This is a genomic window from Thermomonas brevis, from assembly GCF_014395425.1.
GTDB lineage: Bacteria > Pseudomonadota > Gammaproteobacteria > Xanthomonadales > Xanthomonadaceae > Thermomonas > Thermomonas brevis.
Genome location: NZ_CP060711.1, coordinates 3,239,213 through 3,257,913 on the forward strand (window position 1 = coordinate 3,239,213; position 18,701 = coordinate 3,257,913).

At 66.8% G+C, this 18,701-nt stretch carries 20 protein-coding genes and 2 riboswitches; of the genes, 7 read left to right on the forward strand and 13 right to left on the reverse strand.

Annotated elements, in window-relative coordinates:
• Nucleotides 1-37 precede the first annotated feature (37 nt).
• Together H9L17_RS15010 and H9L17_RS15015 are read left to right on the forward strand one after the other, a co-directional pair.
• The gene (locus H9L17_RS15010; protein ID WP_187570217.1) at nucleotides 38-1,084 is read left to right on the forward strand and encodes a ribonucleotide-diphosphate reductase subunit beta; all 1,047 of its coding nucleotides are present in this window, start codon (nucleotides 38-40) and stop codon (nucleotides 1,082-1,084) included.
• A complete protein-coding gene (locus H9L17_RS15015; RefSeq protein ID WP_187570218.1) occupies nucleotides 1,074-1,511 on the forward strand; it encodes an acyl-CoA thioesterase in 438 nt (145 codons plus the stop codon). Before H9L17_RS15010 ends, H9L17_RS15015 begins: the two co-directional genes overlap by 11 nt.
• Before the next feature lie 47 nt (nucleotides 1,512-1,558).
• Here H9L17_RS15015 and H9L17_RS15020 read toward each other — a convergent pair whose 3' ends face one another.
• The gene (locus tag H9L17_RS15020; RefSeq protein ID WP_187570219.1) at nucleotides 1,559-3,100 is read right to left on the reverse strand and encodes an alpha/beta hydrolase; all 1,542 of its coding nucleotides are present in this window, start codon (nucleotides 3,098-3,100) and stop codon (nucleotides 1,559-1,561) included.
• 65 nt (nucleotides 3,101-3,165) lie between these two features.
• Between H9L17_RS15020 and H9L17_RS15025 the strand changes: the two genes are divergently transcribed.
• Nucleotides 3,166-3,468: a hypothetical protein gene (locus H9L17_RS15025; RefSeq protein WP_187570220.1), complete on the forward strand. Its 303-nt coding sequence runs from the start codon at nucleotides 3,166-3,168 to the stop codon at nucleotides 3,466-3,468.
• A 71-nt stretch (nucleotides 3,469-3,539) separates the two neighbouring features.
• On the opposite strand, the gene H9L17_RS15030 is transcribed toward H9L17_RS15025, so the two are convergent.
• The 8 genes from H9L17_RS15030 to H9L17_RS15065 are packed head-to-tail and all read right to left on the reverse strand — an operon-like array spanning nucleotide 3,540 to nucleotide 10,165.
• Complete coding sequence (locus H9L17_RS15030; protein WP_187570221.1) at nucleotides 3,540-3,722, reverse strand: oxidoreductase-like domain-containing protein; 183 nt, start codon at nucleotides 3,720-3,722, stop codon at nucleotides 3,540-3,542.
• Nucleotides 3,723-3,731: 9 nt separating this feature from the next.
• Nucleotides 3,732-3,944 carry a hypothetical protein gene (locus tag H9L17_RS15035; protein WP_187570222.1) on the reverse strand — a complete coding sequence of 71 codons (213 nt, stop codon included), beginning with the start codon at nucleotides 3,942-3,944 and terminating at the stop codon, nucleotides 3,732-3,734.
• A gap of 11 nt (nucleotides 3,945-3,955) precedes the next feature.
• Nucleotides 3,956-4,609 carry an epoxyqueuosine reductase QueH gene (locus H9L17_RS15040; RefSeq protein WP_187570223.1) on the reverse strand — a complete coding sequence of 218 codons (654 nt, stop codon included), beginning with the start codon at nucleotides 4,607-4,609 and terminating at the stop codon, nucleotides 3,956-3,958.
• A complete protein-coding gene (mmsB, locus tag H9L17_RS15045; RefSeq protein ID WP_187570224.1) occupies nucleotides 4,606-5,496 on the reverse strand; it encodes a 3-hydroxyisobutyrate dehydrogenase in 891 nt (296 codons plus the stop codon). The genes H9L17_RS15040 and mmsB overlap by 4 nt, the downstream gene beginning before the upstream one ends.
• A 13-nt stretch (nucleotides 5,497-5,509) precedes the next feature.
• Nucleotides 5,510-6,676, reverse strand: coding sequence for an enoyl-CoA hydratase/isomerase family protein (locus tag H9L17_RS15050; RefSeq protein ID WP_187570225.1), 1,167 nt, complete (start codon nucleotides 6,674-6,676; stop codon nucleotides 5,510-5,512).
• Entirely contained in the window at nucleotides 6,673-7,470 is a 798-nt protein-coding gene (locus H9L17_RS15055) for an enoyl-CoA hydratase (RefSeq protein ID WP_187570226.1), read from the reverse strand. The genes H9L17_RS15050 and H9L17_RS15055 overlap by 4 nt, the downstream gene beginning before the upstream one ends.
• Nucleotides 7,467-8,639 carry an acyl-CoA dehydrogenase family protein gene (locus tag H9L17_RS15060; RefSeq protein ID WP_425507430.1) on the reverse strand — a complete coding sequence of 391 codons (1,173 nt, stop codon included), beginning with the start codon at nucleotides 8,637-8,639 and terminating at the stop codon, nucleotides 7,467-7,469. The genes H9L17_RS15055 and H9L17_RS15060 overlap by 4 nt, the downstream gene beginning before the upstream one ends.
• Nucleotides 8,640-8,650: 11 nt before the next feature.
• Nucleotides 8,651-10,165, reverse strand: a complete 1,515-nt coding sequence (locus tag H9L17_RS15065) for a CoA-acylating methylmalonate-semialdehyde dehydrogenase (RefSeq protein WP_187571994.1) — start codon at nucleotides 10,163-10,165, stop codon at nucleotides 8,651-8,653.
• A gap of 134 nt (nucleotides 10,166-10,299) precedes the next feature.
• Nucleotides 10,300-10,500, reverse strand: a riboswitch (cobalamin riboswitch).
• Between the two features lie 136 nt (nucleotides 10,501-10,636).
• Between H9L17_RS15065 and H9L17_RS15070 the strand changes: the two genes are divergently transcribed.
• From H9L17_RS15070 to H9L17_RS15080, 3 genes are read left to right on the forward strand one after another with little or no spacing between them, the layout of a single operon-like run.
• Complete coding sequence (locus H9L17_RS15070) at nucleotides 10,637-12,418, forward strand: ribonucleoside triphosphate reductase (RefSeq protein WP_187570227.1); 1,782 nt, start codon at nucleotides 10,637-10,639, stop codon at nucleotides 12,416-12,418.
• On the forward strand, nucleotides 12,415-12,603 hold the full coding sequence (gene nrdD, locus H9L17_RS16175; RefSeq protein WP_187570228.1) for an anaerobic ribonucleoside-triphosphate reductase: 189 nt from the start codon (nucleotides 12,415-12,417) through the stop codon (nucleotides 12,601-12,603). The genes H9L17_RS15070 and nrdD overlap by 4 nt, the downstream gene beginning before the upstream one ends.
• The gene (locus H9L17_RS15080) at nucleotides 12,600-13,265 is read left to right on the forward strand and encodes an anaerobic ribonucleoside-triphosphate reductase activating protein (protein ID WP_187570229.1); all 666 of its coding nucleotides are present in this window, start codon (nucleotides 12,600-12,602) and stop codon (nucleotides 13,263-13,265) included. Before nrdD ends, H9L17_RS15080 begins: the two co-directional genes overlap by 4 nt.
• 133 nt (nucleotides 13,266-13,398) lie before the next feature.
• Here the strand turns inward: H9L17_RS15080 and metE are convergent, their stop codons facing one another.
• On the reverse strand, nucleotides 13,399-15,687 hold the full coding sequence (metE, locus tag H9L17_RS15085; protein ID WP_187570230.1) for a 5-methyltetrahydropteroyltriglutamate--homocysteine S-methyltransferase: 2,289 nt from the start codon (nucleotides 15,685-15,687) through the stop codon (nucleotides 13,399-13,401).
• Nucleotides 15,688-15,896: 209 nt separating this feature from the next.
• Nucleotides 15,897-16,203, reverse strand: a riboswitch (cobalamin riboswitch).
• An 81-nt stretch (nucleotides 16,204-16,284) separates the two neighbouring features.
• On the opposite strand from metE, the gene H9L17_RS15090 reads away from it, so the two are divergent.
• On the forward strand, nucleotides 16,285-16,923 hold the full coding sequence (locus tag H9L17_RS15090; RefSeq protein WP_187570231.1) for a mechanosensitive ion channel family protein: 639 nt from the start codon (nucleotides 16,285-16,287) through the stop codon (nucleotides 16,921-16,923).
• A 10-nt stretch (nucleotides 16,924-16,933) separates the two neighbouring features.
• Here the strand turns inward: H9L17_RS15090 and siaD are convergent, their stop codons facing one another.
• Genes siaD through siaB form a run of 3 tightly spaced genes read right to left on the reverse strand, consistent with a single transcriptional unit; the run spans nucleotide 16,934 to nucleotide 18,678 of the window.
• Nucleotides 16,934-17,722, reverse strand: coding sequence for a biofilm regulation diguanylate cyclase SiaD (gene siaD, locus H9L17_RS15095; RefSeq protein ID WP_246455110.1), 789 nt, complete (start codon nucleotides 17,720-17,722; stop codon nucleotides 16,934-16,936).
• Nucleotides 17,719-18,114, reverse strand: coding sequence for a biofilm regulation phosphoprotein SiaC (siaC, locus tag H9L17_RS15100; protein ID WP_187570232.1), 396 nt, complete (start codon nucleotides 18,112-18,114; stop codon nucleotides 17,719-17,721). The genes siaD and siaC overlap by 4 nt, the downstream gene beginning before the upstream one ends.
• Before the next feature lie 21 nt (nucleotides 18,115-18,135).
• Nucleotides 18,136-18,678, reverse strand: a complete 543-nt coding sequence (gene siaB, locus H9L17_RS15105; protein ID WP_187570233.1) for a biofilm regulation protein kinase SiaB — start codon at nucleotides 18,676-18,678, stop codon at nucleotides 18,136-18,138.
• Nucleotides 18,679-18,701 lie beyond the last annotated feature (23 nt).

Consider the following 18,701-nt stretch of genomic DNA (forward strand, 5'->3'; position numbering starts at 1 on the left):
ACAACGCCACTCATGCCATCAGAGGAATCCCATTTCTATGTCAGCCATCGCAGCACTCACTCCTCACTCCTCTCCGCTCACTCCTCATCTTCTCGATCCCGGCTTCGAGCTGACCCTCCGCCCGATGCGCTACCCGGACTTCTACGAGATGTACCGCAACGCCATCCGCAACACCTGGACGGTGGACGAGATCAATTTCCAGATCGACATCACCGACCTGCATTCGAAGATGTCGCCGGCCGACCGCCACCTGATCCACCGGCTGGTGGCGTTCTTCGCTACCGGCGATTCCATCGTCTCCAACAACCTGGTGCTGAACCTTTACCAGCACCTCAACGCGCCGGAAGCGCGCATGTACCTGTCGCGCCAGCTCTACGAGGAAGCGCTGCACGTGCAGTTCTACCTGACCCTGCTGGACAACTACCTGCCGGATCCGGAGGAGCGCTTCAAGGCGTTCGCGGCGGTGGAGAACATCCCGTCGATCAAGAAGAAGGCGGATTTCTGCTTCAAGTGGATCGACTCGATCCAAGGCCTGAAGCGCATCGAGACCCGCGAACAGCGCCGCCAGTTCCTGCTCAACCAGATCTGCTTCGCCGCCTGCATCGAAGGCCTGTTCTTCTTCGCCGCCTTCGCCTACGTCTATTACTTCCGTTCGCGCGGACTGCTGCCGGGGCTGTCCTCGGGCACCAACTGGGTGTTTCGCGACGAAAGCTGCCACATGGACTTCGCCTTCGAATGCGTGCGCACCATCCGCGCCGAGGAGCCGGACCTGTTCGACGCGGCGATGGAGCGGCAGGTGCGCGACATGCTGGCCGAGGCGATCGAATGCGAGGTGCAGTTCGCCGAAGACGTGCTGTCCGGGGGCGTGGCCGGCATCTCCACCCGCGACATGCGTCAGTACCTGCAACACTGCGCCGACAACCACTTCGCCAAACTGGGCATGGCGAAGCAGTACGACGTGCGCAACCCGCTGCCGTTCATGGAACTGCAGGACGTGCAGGAGCTGACCAATTTCTTCGAGCGGCGGGTGTCGGCCTATCAGGTCGGCGTGCAGGGCGATGTGGCCTTCGACCATGCCTTCTGAGCCGGCGCGGCCCACCGAGGCGCGGTTGCAGGAAATCGTCTTCCCCGACCACGCCAACCACCTGGGCACGCTGTTCGGCGGGCAGGCGCTGGCGTGGATGGACAAGGCCGCGTTCATCGCCGCCTCGCGCTACGCGCGGCGGACGGTGGTGACGGCGCGCTCGGAGCAGGTGGATTTCCGCCTGCCGATCCGGCAGGGGCAATTGGTGGAAGTGGTGGCGCGGATCGTCGAGGTCGGGCGCAGTTCGATGCAGGTGGAGGTGGAACTGATCGCCGAAGACCTGCTGGGCGGCGAGCGCGAGCTGTGCACGCGCGGGCGCTTCACCATGATCGCGCTGGACGGGCGCGGGCGGCCGGTGCAGGCGCCGCCGCTGCCGACGGATCAAGGATTGTCGTCAAGGGATCCGATACTCGACGCAGCGTCCTGATGACCGCAGGCCGGACGTCAGTCCGGCGCGCATGCCATCGTTTGCCGTTATCGCGACCCAGGTTCATTCTGGCCTTGGGGCGGAGGGGCAAAGGCCGGTCGCTCGAATTCCGGCACCGGCAGGGTCACCGTCACGGGCAGGCCCCCGGTGCTGCCCGATTTGAGGAAATCGTAGACCGCCTGTTTGGTTGCGGGATCGTCGCGCAGTTGGTAGAAAGCGCCGTCATGCCCGGCCCGATGCACGAGGATGGCGTGGCCGTTCGGGAAATAAGGCAGCAGGCCCAGGGTATTGTCGATCGGGGTCGAGGTATCCCAATCCCCATGGACGAACACGACCGGTGTCGTGGTACGTACCGGTTCCCTGAACGTGTCGCCCATGTCGGGAGTGGGCCAGTCCGGCGCCGTGGCGATATTGCTCTCGAAGTTCCAGCTGCCGAGCAACTCCAGCGCCGGATCGGTTCGCAGCAAGTGCTCGCGCGCAGCGGTGACGCCGAGGCTGCTGTCGGCGAGCGGGCCGATCAGCGTGGTCGGTGCCGCCCGGCGATTTTCGATGGTGTCGCGCGCCCATTGTTCGTAATGCCGGTGATAGAGCGACAGAATGAATGCCGGCCATTGCTCCGCGTCCTGGGTGTGGGAAAGCAGCGCCAGTTGAAGATCGCCGCTGCCCAAGACGACGCGTTGCATCTTGCCCGCATCGTCGCGGACATCGACCTGCAACGGCCCGCGCGCAAAGCGTGCATGCAGGGCGTGCACCGCCGCCATCAACCCGCCCGGGGGCAGATAGGGGGCCAGGCCCGGATCGCGGTCGGCGTCATGGGAAATGCGCTGAAGGGAGGCGAAGACCTGCGAAGGCATGTCGTATCCGTTGTCCAGCGGCTCCACCGCCGCAAGCACCGCGCGCGCCACTGCTTGCGGATACAGGCGGATCACGGCCAGGCTCCATTGCGAGCCGAAGCTGCCACCGAACAGGCTGATCTTCGGGTAGCCCAACGCCTGCCGCAGGTCATCCACGTCCGCAGCGAACTGGCCGATGTCGTAGCCGGACAGATCCTTGTCCGGATTGGCGGCGATCGCCTTCCGGGCCAATTCACGCATGCCCTCGACATCCGCGCGCGGGGATGCCGGTTGATCCAGGGGTTGGCTGTCCCAGGTTTCCCGCAGCATTTCGCCGCGCAGGGTATAGCCGCGTTGTTCGACCACCACCAAGTCTCCGACGGTGCCGAAGGTCAACCAATGCCGCAACCGGGAAGCGGCCGCGGCATCATGATCGGAGAACGCACCCAGCACGCTCAATCCCGGTCCTCCCGGCAGCCAGAAGACGGGCGGCGCGCCGGTCGGTTCGGAAGCCCTGATCCGGGCGAAGCCCACTCCGATCAGGCGGCTTGCTGGATCGCGCCGGTTTTCCGGCACGTACAGGGTGCCGATTTCATAAGACACCTGTTGGCCGGCGATGTCGATCCGGTGTTCTTCCTTTTCGACGTCGCCGGCCTTGTGCGGCGCAGCTGCGAAGATCGGAAGGGCCATGAATACCAGTAGTCCCGCCAGCCATCTTGCCGACGGTCTTGCCGGCGTTGCACGTGGTGTGCGCATGCTGCGTTCCTGTAGGGGTGGTTCGGGCAGTTTTCCGGCGTAATATCTTGATGTCAAGATATTTCATGCAGGGGTTGATGGGGCATGACCATGCCCGCGATGCCTTCGTGCCGCCGTTGTCCGCACAGGATGTGGTGGATTTGCTTCTGGTGGACTGGCATCGGGAGCGGCCGGATCTCGATGCAACGGGCATGGCCGTGATCGGGCGCATCTGCATGGGCCAGTTGCTCGAAGCGCAGGTCAATGACGAACTGCGGCCCCCATGGCGTCCGCTATACCGAGCTGGACGTGCTGGCCACCTTGCGTCGATCCGGCAAGCCATATCGACTGACCCCGACCGCACTCCGGCAATCAGTGCCGGTGACTAGGCCATCGTGACCCGCTTCGACTAGGCCAGGAATGCGCTCGCGGGATTGTTCCCTGCCGGTGGCTGCCCGGGTCACTCGCTATCGGGATGTCTCGATTTCCACGCTGCCAGTGCCTGCCGGTAATACGCCAGCTCCTCGGCGTAGGTATCGTTCACGCAGGGATCGCAGCCGCTGTCGCAGCAGTCGCTGGGCAACGGCGGCTCCGGTGGTTGCGGACGCGGATCGAGGTCGGCGAGTGGCAGGGGATGGATCATGCCTGCGCATTATCGCGCGGCTTCGCGCCTGCCGCTTGGCGACGCGCGTGGCTGGCCGGCAGGGCTGGCGATCCGCCGCACTTTGCCGATCCGGCGATGATCCGGAAATTGCCCGCGCGCCAGCACTTCGGCCTCCCGGCGGTTGCTGGCCCTGACTTCGACCTCAACGGGCGCATCACCGTCGGGCGGCGTCATGGCAACGATGAAAACGGGTTTGCCCATGCCTGCCGCGCTCAGCCGGTTTCGTCGCCGTAGAACAGCACGCCGAACTTGATCTTGCCGCGCCCCTGCGCCACCCGGTGGCGGTTGCTGTCGCGCAGCGAATACACGCAGCCGCAGTATTCCTGTTGGTAGAACTGTTCGCGTTTGCTGATCTCGATCATGCGGCTGCTGCCGCCGCCCTTGCGCCAGTTGTAATCCCAGTAAGTCAGCCCGTCGTAGGGCGCGGCGGCGCGGTGGCCGCAGTCGTTGATCTGCGCCATGTTTTTCCAGCGCGAAATACCCGGCGAACTGGTCATGACCTTGAAGCCGTGCTTGTGCGCGTACAGCGCGCTGCGCTCGAAGCGCATGTCGAAGCACATGGTGCAGCGGATGCCGCGTTCGGGTTCGTTCTCCATGCCCTTGGCACGGGCGAACCAGTTGTCGGTATCGTAGTCGGCATCGACGAAAGGAACGCCGTGTTTTTCGGCGAAGCGGATGTTCTCCTGCTTGCGCAGCTCGTATTCCTTCAACGGGTGGATGTTGGGGTTGTAGAAGAAGATCGTGTAGTCGATGCCGGATTCCACGAAGGCTTCCATCAACTCGCCCGAACACGGCGCGCAGCAGGAATGCAGCAGCAGTTTGTCGCCGCCGTTCGGCAGGGTCAGCTTTTCGCGCGTGCCGCTCATGGTGTGTTCGCCATCAGTTTGACCACGCTGGAAAAATCCAGCCCGCCGTTGCCCTGCCGGCTGTTCATCGCGTAGAGGTTGCGCGCCAGTTCGCCCAGCGGGATGGACGCGCCGGTGCCCATCGCCGCTTCGGCGGCCAGCCCCAGATCCTTGAGCATCAGGTCGTTGCCGAAGCCGCCCGTGTAGCCGCGCGAGGCCGGTGCGTTCTCCAGCACGCCGGGCCACGGATTGCAGACTTCGGTGGCCCAACTGCGGCTGGTGCTGACCGCCATCATCTGCGACAGCGCCTTCGCGTCCAGCCCGTGCGCGACGCCCAGCGCGATGGCTTCGCCGGTGGCCGCCATGATCACGCCCAGCGCCATGTTGTTGCACAGCTTGGCGACTTGGCCCGCGCCGGCATCGCCCATGTGGAAGATGTTTTTGCCCATTGCCGACAGCACGGCGCGCGCGCGTTCCAGCGCGGAGGCTTCGCCGCCGACGATGAAGGTCAGCGTGCCCGCCGCCGCGCCGGCGGTGCCGCCCGATACCGGCGCGTCGATCATCGCAAGGCCGCGCGCAGCGGCGGCCTCGGCGACCTTGCGTGCGGAAGCGGGGGCGATGGTGCTGCAATCGATGACCAGCGCACCGGCGGGAATCTTCGCCAGCAGGCCATCCTTGCTCAAGTAAAGGCGTTCGACGTGGCGGCTGGCCGGCAGCATCGAAATCACCACCTCGGCATCGGCCACGGCGTCCGCCGCATTGGCGGCGGCCAGCGCACCGGCGGCGACGGCGGCGTCCACGACGGCGGGTACTAAATCGAACACGCGCAGGGCGTGGCCGGCCTTGAGCAGGTTGGCGGCCATCGGGCCGCCCATGTGGCCGAGGCCGATGAAGGCAATGCGGGACATGCGGTGTTCTCCGTCAGTGGCCGAGGTCGGCCAGTGGATGTTCGTGGGCCGCCCAAGGCGCGGCGAAGAAGGACTGCGCCCACGCGGCGCTGGCGGCGGCCAGCGTGGCCGGCTGCCAGTGCGGGTTGCGATCCTTGTCGATCAGCAGGGCGCGAATGCCTTCGGCGAAATCGCCGTGCGCGGCGCAGTGCAGGGCGACGATGTATTCGAGGCGGAACACGTCGGCCAGCGGCAGCGCCGCGCCGCGTTGTTGCAATTCATAGCCCAGCCGTGCGGAACCCGGCGCACCGGCGGCCAGCGTGGTTTGCGCGTTGCGCAGCCACGCATCGTCGTTGGCATCGAGTGCGGCGATGGCGACGACGCTGTCTTCCAGCGTCGCCTGCGCGCAGGCGATGCGGATGCGTGCGGCGTGGCGTTGCAACGGCCCCGGCGCAGTGGTGTCGGCGAAGCGTGCGAGCAGCGCGTGGAGTTGAGCGCGACGCGCGCCGGCATCATTGGCCCAATCGGTTTCGGCTATTGCATCGAACACGTCGCCGCGACGCGCTTCCGGCACCAACACGTCGGCCAGACCGGCGTGGATGGCGTCGCTGGCGTCCAGCGGCGCGCCGGTCAAGGCGAGGAACAGGCCCGCGCCATCGGGCACGCGCGGCAGCAGCCAACTGCCGCCCACGTCGGGGAACAGGCCGACGGTGATTTCCGGGAACGCCAGCTTGCTGCGCTCGCTGACCACGCGGTGGCTGGCCCCCGACATCAGGCCGATGCCGCCGCCCATCACGATGCCGTGGCCCCAGCACAGCAGCGGCTTCGGGTAGGTGTGGATGCGGTAGTCGAGGCGGTATTCGGTGGCGAAGAAGGTTTCGGCGTGCGGGTTGCCGCGCGGGTCGGCGAAGGCGTCGGCTTCCCAGCGGTCGCGCTGTTGCTGCTCGCGCATGCCGCGATACAAGCCTTGAAGGTCGCCACCGGCGCAGAACGCTTTTTCGCCCGTGCCTTGCAGGACGACCAGCGCGATGTCGTCGTCGGCTGCCCATTGGATGAGCTGCGCGTCCAGCAGCCGCGCCATTTCCAGCGACAGGCCGTTGAGCGTTTTTGGCGCGTTGAGGGTGGCGATGCCGATGCGCTTGCCGTTGCCGGCGTCGCGTTCGGCGAACAGAACGGATGCTTCGATGGCGTCGTCGTTCATGCGTTCTTCCATTGCGGCGCACGCTTTTCGAGGAAGGCGTTGACGCCTTCGCCTTGGTCGGCGCTGTCGAACAGATCGACGAAGGTTTCGCGCTCGGACACCAGCGCGGTGGCGTGGTGCTGCGTGCGGGTGGCCTGCACCAAGCGCTTGCAGGCGGCGACGCTGGTGGGGCTTTGCTTTTCCGCCTGCTTCGCCCATGCCAATGCGCGGGCTTTCGCTTCGCCCTTTGGCACGGTGTCTTCCACCAGCCCGATGCGCAGCGCGGTGGCGGCGTCGATGCGTTCGCCCAGCAGAATCATGCGCTTGGCCCAGCCTTCGCCGACGAGGCGCGGCAGATTTTGCGTACCACCCGCGCAGGGCAGCAGGCCGACGGTGGCTTCCGGCAAGGCGACCTGCGCCTGTTCTTCGATGATGCGCAGGTCGCAGGCCAGCGCGCATTCCAGCCCGCCGCCCATCGCGTAGCCGTTGATCGCGGCGATGGACACGCCGCGAAACGCGCTCAATGCCTCGAACGCTTCGCCGAAACGACGCGCCGCCTCGCGCGCCAGCGCCTTGTCGCCGTCGGCGAACTGCTTGAGGTCGGCACCGGCGGAGAAGAACTTTTCACCTTCGCCGGTGACGACCAGCGCGTAGATGCTGCGGTCGGCGTCCAGCGCGGCAACGAGGTCGCGCAGCGCGCTCAGGCTGTGCACCGTCCACGTATTGGCCGGCGGGTTGGACAGGGTGACGATGGCGACGTGGCCGTCGATTTCCAGCTTCAAGCCCGTCCACTCGCGGCTACGGTAGTCGTTCATCGCAATTCCTCGTCTGTATTGAGCAAATGGCGCGCCACGATCACGCGCATGATTTCGTTGGTGCCTTCCAGAATCTGGTGCACGCGGCAATCGCGCAGCAGGCGTTCGATGGGGTATTCGCGGATGTAGCCGTAGCCGCCGTGCAGTTGCAGGGCGTCGTTGCAGATCGCGAAACCGGCATCGGTGGCGAAGCGCTTGGCCATCGCGCACCACACGGTGGCGTCCGCGCTGCGCGCGTCGAGCTTGCGCGCGGCGGTGTGCACCATCTGCCGCGCGGCGACCAGTTGTGTCGCCATGTCGGCCAGTTTGAACTGCAAGGCTTGGAACTCGGCCAGCTTTTTGCCGAACTGGCGGCGTTCGCCCATGTAGCGGCGCGCGGCGTCCAGCGCGCCCTGCGCCGCGCCCAGCGAGCAGGCGGCGATGTTGATGCGGCCGCCGTCCAAGCCCTTCATGGCGATCTTGAAACCGTCGTCCTCGTTGCCCAGCAGATTGGTCGCCGGCACGCGCACGTTCTCGAACGCGACGCCGCGCGTGGGCTGGCTGTTCCAGCCGAGTTTTTCTTCCTTGCGCCCATACGCAATCCCCGCCGCATCCGCCAGTACCGCGAACGCGCTGATGCCGCGCGCGCCGTCCTCGCCGGTGCGCGCCATCACCACCAGCAGGTCGGTCGCGCCCGCGCCGGAGATGAAGGCTTTGCTGCCGGTCAGCAGGTAATCGTCGCCGTCGCGCACGGCGCGGGTTTTCAGAGAGGCCGCATCGGAACCTGCGCCCGGTTCGGTCAGGCAGTACGAGGCCAGCTTCGCGCCGCTGGCCAGCGCCGCGCCCCACGTGTCGCGTAGGGCGGGGCGGGCGTGCGCGGTCAGCATCCACGTCGCCATGTTGTGGATGCTGACGAAGGCGGCGGTGGACGGATCGACCGCCGCCAGTTCCTCGAACACGATGGCGGCGTCCAGCCGGGTCAGCCCGCTGCCGCCGGCGGCTTCATCGACGTACAGCCCGCAGAAGCCGAGTTCGCCGGCCTTGGCGATGGCTTCGCGCGGGAAGATGCCTTCGGCGTCCCAGTGCGCCGCATGCGGGGCCAGCTCGGCCTGTGCGAAATCGCGCGCGGCTTCGCGGAACGCCTGCTGGTCTTCGCTCAACGCCGGCCATGCCGACGCCTGCATGTCCATGACGGCGGCCATCACTTCAAACTGATCGTGGTGTTGACGCCGTGGCTGGCGGTGTCGTCGTCGAACCAGCGTGCCGTCACGGTCTTGGTCTGGGTGTAGAACGCGACCACCTGCTTGCCGTAGGGGCCAAGGTCGCCGAGCTTGGACGCGCGCGAGCCGGTGAACGAGAACAGCGGCACCGGCACCGGGATCGGCAGGTTGATGCCGACCTGTCCCACGTCGATGTCCTCTTGGAACTTGCGCGCCGCCGCGCCGGACTGGGTGAAGATCGCGGTGCCGTTGCCGTTCGGGTTGGCGTTGACCAGCGCGATGGCCTCGTCCAGCGTCTTGGCTTCGAGGATCACCAGCACCGGGCCGAAGATTTCCTCGTCGTAGATGCGCATGCCGGGCTTCACGCCGGAGAAGATGGTCGGGCCGACGAAATTGCCTTGCTCGAAGCCGGGGACGGCGGGGTTGCGGCCGTCGAGTTCCAGCGTCGCGCCCTGTTCGATGCCGGAGGCGATCAGCGCCTCGACGCGCGCACGCGCGGCGCAGGAAATCACCGGGCCGACGTCGGTGCCCGCTTCGGTGCCGGCGTTGACCTTGAGCGTTTTCGCCTTGGCGACCAGATCGGGAATCCATGCCTTCGCCGCGCCCACCAGCACGGCGGTGGACGCGGCCATGCAGCGTTGCCCCGCCGCGCCGAACGCCGCGCCGGCCATCGCGTTGAGCGTCTGCTCCTTGTTGGCGTCGGGCAGCACCACCGCGTGGTTCTTCGCGCCCATCATGCACTGCGCGCGCTTGCCCGCCAGCGATGCGCGGTTGTAAACGTGCGTGCCGACCTTGGTGGAACCGACGAACGACACCGCCTTGATGTCGGGATGGTCGCAAAGGGCGTTGACCACGTCCTCGCCGCCGTGGACGACGTTGAGCACGCCCTTGGGAATGCCGGCTTCCAGCGCCAATTCCACCAGCCGCATCGTCACCATCGGGTCTTGCTCGGACGGCTTGAGCACGAAGGTATTGCCGGTGGCGATCGCCATCGGGAACATCCACAGCGGGATCATCGCCGGGAAGTTGAACGGGGTGATGCCGGCGCACACGCCCAGCGGTTGCAGCAGTGTGTAGGTATCGACGCCGCCGGCCACGTTGTTGGCGAGTTCGCCCAGTTGCAGATTGCCGATGGACGCCGCGTGTTCGACCACTTCCAGCCCGCGGAACACGTCGCCCTCGGCGTCGGGCAGGGTCTTGCCCTGTTCGGCGGTGAGGATCGCCGCCAGTTCGCCCATGTGCTCGCGGATCAATTGCTGATACTTGAGGAAGATGCGCGCGCGGGTGCCGATGGGCGTCTTGCGCCACGTCTTGAACGCTTCGCGCGCCGAGGCGATGGCGGCTTCGACTTCATCGGCGGTGGCGAACGGCACCCGCGCCAGTACGGCCTGCGTGGCCGGGTTGACCACATCGCGCCAGTGGGTGGTGTTCGATTCGACGAATTCGCCGTCGATCAACAGCTTGACGGTCGCGGCATTGGCCGCAACGCGGTGCATCTCGTTCATTGTCCATCTCTCCGTGCCGCACACCCGCGAAGGGAGCGTTGCAGGAGCGGGACAGGGCGGATTGCGCGCGCACGGACGCCGCGATCAGCTCGTCCGGTTGCCCGCCGCAACACCCGAGGAGGACGCCAAGGCGTCCACTACTGGCCGGTCTCCGGGCTTGCGAGCGATGCGGTTTGCATCCCCCCGACGCCTTCCCGCGCGGACGCAGTGGCTGTGTGTCGGGCTTTCTCGCCTACCGTTGCGGGGGCAGCGCCGGCGTCTGACCGGCTTCCCGTTTCACCCTGCGCACCGGTTGGCGGCAGGACACCTGTAGCCGGCCGAGTGTAGGCGGCGGGGGCGGCGACGGACAAGCTGCACCGCCGCAGGGCCGGTGCGTATGCGCCGCACTTGATCCAGATCAATTCAATATCTAGTTGTTTCGTGGATCAATAGCACAACATATTGTGTTTATGGAGCGGGACAATGGAAGCGAGCAGAACGGCGGCGGCGGTTCCCGGACGCCATTGGATCGACCCGGTGGCCTCGGTCGAGGAGTACCTGACCCGCGCCGACTGGCGGGTCAACGCCAACGCCAATCAGGGCTATTCGCTGGGCGGGCTGATCCTGAACGCGGCGGGCAAGGTGACCGCCAACTACTGGCTGGAAAAGGTCTATCCGCCGGAAATCGCCCGCGCCCACCGCGAGGCCGATCTGCACATCCACGATCTGGACATGCTGGCCGGCTACTGCGCCGGCTGGTCGCTGCGCACGCTGCTGTACGAAGGCTTCAACGGCGTGCCGAACAAGGTCGAGGCCGGCCCGCCCAAGCATCTGTCCTCGGCGGTGGGGCAGATCGTCAACTTCCTCGGCACTTTGCAGAACGAGTGGGCGGGCGCGCAGGCGTTTTCCTCGTTCGACACCTACATGGCACCGTTCGTGCGCAAGGACGGGCTGTCCTACGACGAGGTGCGCCAGTGCATTCAGGAGTTGATCTTCAACCTCAACGTGCCTTCGCGCTGGGGCACGCAGACGCCGTTCACCAATCTCACCTTCGACTGGGTCTGCCCGGACGACCTGAAGCACCAGACGCCGTTCATCGGCGGCGAGGAGATGCCGTTCGCCTACGGCGAATTGCAGGCCGAGATGGACATGATCAACCGCGCCTACATCGAAGTGATGAGCGCGGGCGATGCGCGCGGGCGGGTGTTCACCTTCCCGATCCCGACCTACAACATCACCGCCGATTTCCCGTGGGAATCGGAGAACGCGCAGCGCCTGTTCGAGATGACCGCCAAGTACGGCCTGCCGTACTTCCAGAACTTCATCAATTCCGAACTCGACCCGGGCATGATCCGTTCGATGTGCTGCCGCTTGCAGCTCGACCTGCGCGAGTTGCTCAAGCGCGGCAACGGCCTGTTCGGCAGCGCCGAGCAGACCGGCAGCCTCGGCGTGGTGACGGTCAATTGCGCGCGCCTGGGCTATCTGCATCGCGGCGACGAAGCCGCGCTGTTCGCGCGCCTGGATGAACTGCTGGAACTGGGCCGGCGCAGTCTGGAGATCAAGCGCGAGGTGGTGCAGCGGCACATCGACGACGGGTTGTATCCGTACACCAAGCGTTATCTCGGCACGCTGCGCAACCACTTCTCTACGCTGGGGGTGAACGGCATCAACGAGATGATCCGCAACTTCACCGGCGATGCGCACGACCTCACCAGCGAGTGGGGCCACGCCTTCGCGCTGCGCCTGCTCGACCACGTGCGCGCGCGAATGGTGGCGTTCCAGGAGCAGGCCGGCCATCTCTACAACCTCGAAGCCACGCCGGCCGAGGGCACCACCTATCGCTTTGCGAAAGAGGATCGGCGGCGCTGGCCGGACATCCTGCAGGCCGGCAGCGCGGACAAGCCGTACTACACCAATTCCTCGCAGCTGCCGGTGGGCTTCACCGACGATCCGTTCGAGGCGCTGGAACGGCAGGAGGCGTTGCAATCGCGCTACACCGGCGGCACCGTGCTGCATCTGTACATGGGCGAGCGCATTTCCAGCGGCGACGCCTGCCGCGAACTGGTGCGGCGCGCGCTGAGCCGCTTCCGCCTGCCGTACATCACGATCACGCCCACTTTCTCGATCTGCCCGGTACACGGCTATCTGGCGGGCGAGCACGCATTCTGCCCGCGCTGCGACGAGCGGCTGCTGGCGGAACAACGGGCGGCCGCCGCGCCGCCTTCCAACGTCGATGTCGCATCTTTCGAGGAGCTCTCCGCATGAACAATCCGGCCGTTCTTTCTTCCCCAACCGCCGCGCCGCTGCGCGACGAAGACCGCCAGCGCTGCGAAGTGTGGACGCGGGTGATGGGCTACCACCGCCCGGTGTCCAGCTTCAACATCGGCAAGCAGGGCGAACACGCGCAGCGGCAGTTCTTCCGCGAAGCGCCGGTGCGCCGTGCCGCATGATCCGCGTCGGCGGAATGACGCCGTTGACCAGCATCGACTTTCCCGGTCGGCTGGCGGCGGTGTTGTTCCTGCAAGGCTGCCCATGGCGCTGCGGCTATTGCCACAACCCGGAATTGCTGCCGGCGCGGGCGGAAGTTGGGATTGCGTGGGAACGGGTCGAAGCGTTCCTGCGACGCCGGCAGGGCTTGCTGGATGCGGTGGTGTTTTCCGGCGGCGAGCCGACTGCGCAGGCCGCGCTGCCGCAGGCCATCGCGCGGGTGAGGGCGATGGGCTATCGCATCGGCCTACATACCGGCGGTATGTATCCGGCGCGGCTGCGCTTGGTCTTGCCGTTGCTGGACTGGATCGGGCTGGACGTCAAAGCGCCCGAGGACTATCACGATGCGGTGACGGGCCGTCGCGACAGCGCGCGGCCGACGTTCGAGGCGCTGGATGCGGTGCTGGACAGCGGCGTTGCCTATGAGTGCCGCACCACGTGGCATCCGACGCTGTATCCGGCGCAGGCGCTGTATCGCTTGGCCGATGGGCTTTCGGCGCGAGGCGTGAAGCATTGGGCCTTGCAGGAATGCCGCGACGAAGGGCGCGCGCGCATTGCCGGGGATGAGGTGGATTTGGAACGGTTGTGCGCGGGCTTCAAGAGTTTTTGTTTCCGGCGCGGATGATGTTCCTTCTCCCTACGGGAGAAGGTGCCCCGAAGGGGCGGATGAGGGTGCGGCGGAGCTGATTGCATCGCATGTGCCGAACCCTCACCCCAACCCCTCTCCCAATGGGAGAGGGGCTTTAAAGCAGCTTTCCTTACGCGGAAACCTTGGCCCGCATCTCGCGCGCGGCTTCCACCAACGCCGTCAACGCCGCGCGGGTTTCCGGCCAGCCACGGGTTTTCAGACCGCAATCGGGGTTGACCCAAAGCTGCTGCGGCGCAAGCACCGCCGTCGCCTTCTCCAGCAGCTCCACCATCTCGCGCTTGTTCGGCACGCGCGGCGAGTGGATGTCATAGACGCCGGGGCCGATCTCGTTCGGATAGCGGAACTGCACGAACGCATCCAGCAGTTCCATCCGCGAACGTGAGGTCTCGATGGAGATCACGTCGGCGTCCATCGCCGCCACCGCCTCGATGATGTCGTTGAACTCCGAATAGCACATATGGGTATGAATCTGGGTATCGTCGCGCACGGCGCTGGCGCTGATGCGGAAGGATTCCACCGCCCAATCCAGATAGTGCTTCCAGTCCGCGCGACGCAGCGGCAGGCCTTCGCGCAGCGCCGGTTCGTCGATCTGGACGATGCCGATGCCGGCGGCTTCCAGATCGCGCACTTCGTCGCGCAGGGCCAGCGCGATCTGCCGGCAGGTGCGCGAGCGCTCCTGATCGTCGCGCACGAACGACCACTGCAGGATCGTCACTGGGCCAGTCAGCATGCCCTTCATCGGCAGCTTGGTCAGCGATTGCGCGTACTGCGACCAGCGCACCGTCATCGGCGCGGGGCGCGACACGTCGCCCCAGATCACCGGCGGCTTCACGCAGCGGCTGCCGTAGCTCTGCACCCAGCCGTTCTTGGTGAAGGCGAAGCCGTCTAGCAGTTCGCCGAAGTATTCCACCATGTCGTTGCGCTCGAACTCGCCGTGGACGAGCACGTCGATGCCGATCTCCTCCTGGAAGCGCACGCACTTGGCGGTTTCAGCTTCGAGGAAGGCTTCGTAATCGGTGTCGGAGAGCTTGCCGGATTTGTTGGCGGCGCGGGCTTCGCGCACGTCCAGCGTCTGCGGGAAGGAGCCGATCGTGGTGGTGGGGAACAGCGGCAGCTTGAAGCGCGCCTGTTGCGCGTCGCGGCGGGCGGGGAAGGCACTGATGCGCTGCGCGTCGCTGGCGGTCAGCGCGTCGAGGCGCGCGGCCACTTCGGCGCGATGCACGCGCGCGGATTGCTTGCGCAAGACGATGCGCGCGCGCGCATCGGCGAGGCCCGCTTCGGCATCGGGCTTGCCGGCCAGCGCGTCGGCCAGCAGGCGTAGTTCGCCGACCTTCTGCTTGGCGAACGACAGCCACGAGTGCAGTTCCGCATCCAGCGATTTTTCGTGGTCGAGATCGACCGGCACGTGCAGCAGCGAGCACGACGGGGCTAGCCATAGCTTGTCGTTGCCGACGCGGTCGCGGGCGTGGCGCGCCAGCACCAGCGCGTTGTCGAGATTGCTGCGCCAGATGTTGCGGCCATCGATCAAGCCTGCCGACAGCACGCGCCCGTCCGGCAGCGCATTCAGCACGGCGTCGAGTTGATCCAGCCCGCGCACCAGATCGACGTGCAGGCCATCGACCGGCAGCGATGCCGCCAGCGGCAGGTTGTCGCCGAGCGCGCCGAAGTAGGTGGCGAGCAGCAATTTCGGGCGCTTGCGTGCTGCCAGCGTCGCATAAGCGTGCTGGAAGGCGGCGCGGGTGGCGTCGTCCAAGTCCTGCACCAGCACGGGTTCGTCCAGTTGCACCCACGCCGCGCCGGCATCGGCCAGCCTGCCAAGCAGCTCGGTATAGACCGGCAGCAGGCGGTCGAGCAGCGCCAAGGCGTCGCTGCCATCGGTGGTCTTCGCCAGTCTGAGGAAGCTCACCGGGCCGAGCAGCACCGGCCGCGCGTCGAAGTCTAGCGCCTTCGCTTCGAGGTATTCGGCCAACGGCTTGTCGCCGCGCAGGCGGAATTGCTGGCCGGCGTCGAGTTCGGGGACGAGGTAGTGGTAGTTGGTGTCGAACCACTTGGTCATCTCCAGTGCGCGCAGGTCGAGGCCATCGCGCTGGTGGCCGCGCGCCATCGCGAAGTAGCCGGCCAGCGGATCGGCGTCGGCAAGCTGGCGATAGCGCTGCGGAATGGCGTCGAACAGGAAGGCGGTGTCCAGCACGTGGTCGTACAGGCTGAAGTCGTTGCAGGGCGCGACGTCGGCGCCGGCGTCGCGTTGCAGCGTCCAGTGGCGTCGGCGCAGGTCGCGGGCGGTGGCCTGCAGCGAGGCGGCGTCGATTTCGCCGCGCCAGTGCGCTTCCAGCGCGCGCTTGAGCTCGCGCTTCGCGCCGATGCGGGGGAAGCCCAGGGTGGTCGTGGTGGTGCTCATTGGTGGTTGTCCTCATGCGGTGGCGGATGAGGAACGAAGGAGGGCGCGCGCCGCCGTCCCGGGCCGGGCAGGCGGACGAACCGGTGACCTTCGCCCCCTCGGGCGAACCGGCGCTGCAAAGGCCACGGACAGGCGCACGCGGCGCAGGGCGTCGCGTGCATCCGATCCGCTTCCCCTCGAAGCGTCAGGTCGGGCGGCCGCGCGCTGGTGGCGCGCGACCGGTCGGGGCAGGTCTTCGGGCTCGTGGGCTGGAGCGAGGAGTGAGTGGGGAGGAGTGAGCGGTGAGGGAAGCGCGAACACGCTCCTACTCACTTTTCACTTCTCTTGGCTCACTCCTCGCTTTTTCCTGGCCGTCGCTTCCCAGGACTTGAGGCCCCAGTGCCGATGACGGTTCGTTCCCACCTACCGCTGCGGGGCAGCGCCGGCCTTGCATGCGCGAGCATGCGCACCGGACTTCCCTTTTAATTCATCGCTATATCTGGATATAGCGATGAAGCCGCGACGAGCGCACGATACGGCCGCCCGGCGGCGGCGTCAAGCGGGCCCGCGCCGCGCGCCATGGCGGAGCTTTCGCAGGCGCGCGGTTACCATGTCCCGATGAAGGAACGACTGCCTGACTGGTTGCAGCCGTGGCTCGCCGAACTGGCGACCGTGCTGGAAGTGACATTGATCCTGCTGGTGGCGTGGGCGCTGCGCTGGCTGGTGCGCCGGCTGGTGTCCCGGCTGGCCGCGCGCTACGAGCTGCCGCCGATGGTGGTGATGGGCGCGCGCCGCGTCTCCACCTTCGTGATCGGGATGGCCGCGGTGCTGGCGTCGTTGCAGCGCTTCGGCGTGTCGGCGGGGGTGCTGTGGGGCGCGTTCACCGGCTTCGCCACGGTGGCGGCGGTGGCGTTCTTCGCCGCGTGGAGCGTGCTGACCAACATCTTCTGCTCGTTCCTGATCCTGATCACCCGGCCGTTCCGCCTGCTCGACCACATCGAGCTGCTGGAGAACGGCGAGAAGCCGGGCCTGCGCGGGCAGGTGGTGGACGTCAACCTGATCTACGTGACCCTGCTGGAGCGCCATCCCGGCGGCCACCAGAGCCAGCTGCGCGTGCCCAACAGCCAGTTCTTCCAGCGCGCGGTGCGGCGCTGGCCCGGCGAACCGCCAGTGCTCGGCGCGCATGCGGACGAGGAGCGATCCACGCGATCAATGTCGATGCAGGGCGGCAGCGCCACGGCCGCCGAGCCCGAGTAGAGCGCGGCGCTCAGGCCGCCACGGTCACCCGGTTGCGGCCGCCGCGCTTGGCCTCCAGCAGGGCGGCATCCGCGCGCGCCACCGCGTCTTCCGGGCGTTCGTCCTGCCGGTAGGCGGTCAGGCCGATGCTGGCGCTGATCCGGTACTCCTCGGAGAGGCAGTCGAAGCGCAGCCCGTGCAGGAGCTCGGTCAGCCGCTGCATGGTGGCTTCGGCGTCCTCCAGCGAGATGGCCGGCAGCAGGAGCAGGAATTCCTCGCCGCCCCAGCGACCGCACAGGTCGTATTCGCGCAGCGAATCGCGGGTCGCGCAGGCCACGGTGCGCAGGACCTCGTCGCCGGCGTCGTGGCCGAAGGTGTCGTTGACCTGCTTGAAGTGGTCGATGTCCAGCAGACCGATGCACAGCGGCGTTTCCAGCCGCTTGCTGCGCGCCGCCTCCTGCTTGAGGCGGTCGTTGAGCAGGCGCCGGTTGGGCAGGCTGGTCAGGGCGTCGTGGGTGGACGCCTGCTGCAGCGCGCTGTTCAGCTCGTGCATCATGTCCTGGTAGCGGTCGGAGATGCGGGTCATCTTCTCCAGCTGCCGCAGCTGCTTCTCGAACCGCTCGGTGCGGGTGCGCTCGTGCACGCGCTCGGAGAACTGCACGCGGTCGGACAGCCGGGCGATGCGGTCCAGCCGCTGCGCCTGGGTCAGGTACAGCTCCCACAGCGCGGCCAGCGCGGAATGCAGCGGATGGCCGGCATAGGTGGAATCGGCCAGCAAGGCCTCGACCATCGCGTCGATGTCGACCCGCACGCCGTTCACGGCGCGCTGTCCGCGTCCGTGCCGGCGAGGATCTGGAACGGGAAGGTGCAGTCCTCAGCGAATTCCTCCGCCAGTTCGCGCACGCGCTCGTTGCGCTGGTCGTAGATCCACTGCACGGACACCGCGCGGCCTTCGCCGTGCGCGGTTTCCAGCAGGTCGAAGATGTCGATCATGGCGCGGATGCTGCTGGTGTTGAGGTAGAGCAGGCGCAGCTCCAGCCGCAGCGGCGCGTCGCCGCCGGCGAGGTAGCGCTCCACCCAGTCGATTACCGGGCCGAACAGGTCGAACGCGTTTTCGGGATAGGAATCCCCGCTCAGGCGCAGGACGCCCGCGGCCGTGTCGGCGTGGATGGCGGGGGAAGACTGGGTGGGGTCGATGCGGATGTCGTTCATGGGGGAATTCGGCTGCATTCGTCAGATCAGGGCGGTCAGGCTGAAGAACGCCTTGCCGTCGGGACGCTCGAACAGCGACGCTTGCAGCGTCTGGCTGGACTTGCGGGCGATGTCGATCAGGCCCAGGCCGGCGCCGCTGGACGCGCCGGGCGTGCGCGGCGCGCGCAGCTGCTCCTTGTAGAGCGCCTTCAGGCCGGCCTTGTCGAGCTTGCCGAGCGCGTCGATGCGCGCCATCAGCGCCTGCGCGTCGGCGGTTTCCAGCAGGTTGCCGGCGGACACCAGGTGGTGGCCCTGTTCGTCCTGCGCGATCACCACGGTGGCGGTGGCGTCGGCCTCGCCGTAGCCCATGCGGGTGGCGTAGTGGCGGATGTTCTGGGTCATCTCGATGTAGACCGAGAACACGTCCATCGCCGCGCCCGGCTGCACCTGGTTGACCTCCAGGTAGTTGCGCAGGGCGTTGCCGATTTCCTCGATCAGCGAACGCGACATCGGGCCGTTGAAGCAGAGCATGATCCGGCGCGCGTTGCAGAACTCGCGCAGGGAATACAGGTCGGGCGATTGCATGCGTTCTCCAATCGTCAATCGGG

Bases quoted from the DNA above. Each gene is read 5' to 3' on its own strand.
- H9L17_RS15010 (WP_187570217.1), top strand. From the start codon at position 38: ATGTCAGCCATCGCAGCACTCACTCCTCACTCCTCTCCGCTCACTCCT.
- H9L17_RS15015 (WP_187570218.1), top strand. From the start codon at position 1,074: ATGCCTTCTGAGCCGGCGCGGCCCACCGAGGCGCGGTTGCAGGAAATC.
- H9L17_RS15020 (WP_187570219.1), bottom strand. From the start codon at position 3,100: ATGCGCACACCACGTGCAACGCCGGCAAGACCGTCGGCAAGATGGCTG.
- H9L17_RS15025 (WP_187570220.1), top strand. From the start codon at position 3,166: ATGCAGGGGTTGATGGGGCATGACCATGCCCGCGATGCCTTCGTGCCG.
- H9L17_RS15030 (WP_187570221.1), bottom strand. From the start codon at position 3,722: ATGATCCATCCCCTGCCACTCGCCGACCTCGATCCGCGTCCGCAACCA.
- H9L17_RS15035 (WP_187570222.1), bottom strand. From the start codon at position 3,944: ATGGGCAAACCCGTTTTCATCGTTGCCATGACGCCGCCCGACGGTGAT.
- H9L17_RS15040 (WP_187570223.1), bottom strand. From the start codon at position 4,609: ATGAGCGGCACGCGCGAAAAGCTGACCCTGCCGAACGGCGGCGACAAA.
- mmsB (WP_187570224.1), bottom strand. From the start codon at position 5,496: ATGTCCCGCATTGCCTTCATCGGCCTCGGCCACATGGGCGGCCCGATG.
- H9L17_RS15050 (WP_187570225.1), bottom strand. From the start codon at position 6,676: ATGAACGACGACGCCATCGAAGCATCCGTTCTGTTCGCCGAACGCGAC.
- H9L17_RS15055 (WP_187570226.1), bottom strand. From the start codon at position 7,470: ATGAACGACTACCGTAGCCGCGAGTGGACGGGCTTGAAGCTGGAAATC.
- H9L17_RS15060 (WP_425507430.1), bottom strand. From the start codon at position 8,639: ATGGACATGCAGGCGTCGGCATGGCCGGCGTTGAGCGAAGACCAGCAG.
- H9L17_RS15065 (WP_187571994.1), bottom strand. From the start codon at position 10,165: ATGCACCGCGTTGCGGCCAATGCCGCGACCGTCAAGCTGTTGATCGAC.
- H9L17_RS15070 (WP_187570227.1), top strand. From the start codon at position 10,637: ATGGAAGCGAGCAGAACGGCGGCGGCGGTTCCCGGACGCCATTGGATC.
- nrdD (WP_187570228.1), top strand. From the start codon at position 12,415: ATGAACAATCCGGCCGTTCTTTCTTCCCCAACCGCCGCGCCGCTGCGC.
- H9L17_RS15080 (WP_187570229.1), top strand. From the start codon at position 12,600: ATGATCCGCGTCGGCGGAATGACGCCGTTGACCAGCATCGACTTTCCC.
- metE (WP_187570230.1), bottom strand. From the start codon at position 15,687: ATGAGCACCACCACGACCACCCTGGGCTTCCCCCGCATCGGCGCGAAG.
- H9L17_RS15090 (WP_187570231.1), top strand. From the start codon at position 16,285: ATGAAGGAACGACTGCCTGACTGGTTGCAGCCGTGGCTCGCCGAACTG.
- siaC (WP_187570232.1), bottom strand. From the start codon at position 18,114: ATGAACGACATCCGCATCGACCCCACCCAGTCTTCCCCCGCCATCCAC.
- siaB (WP_187570233.1), bottom strand. From the start codon at position 18,678: ATGCAATCGCCCGACCTGTATTCCCTGCGCGAGTTCTGCAACGCGCGC.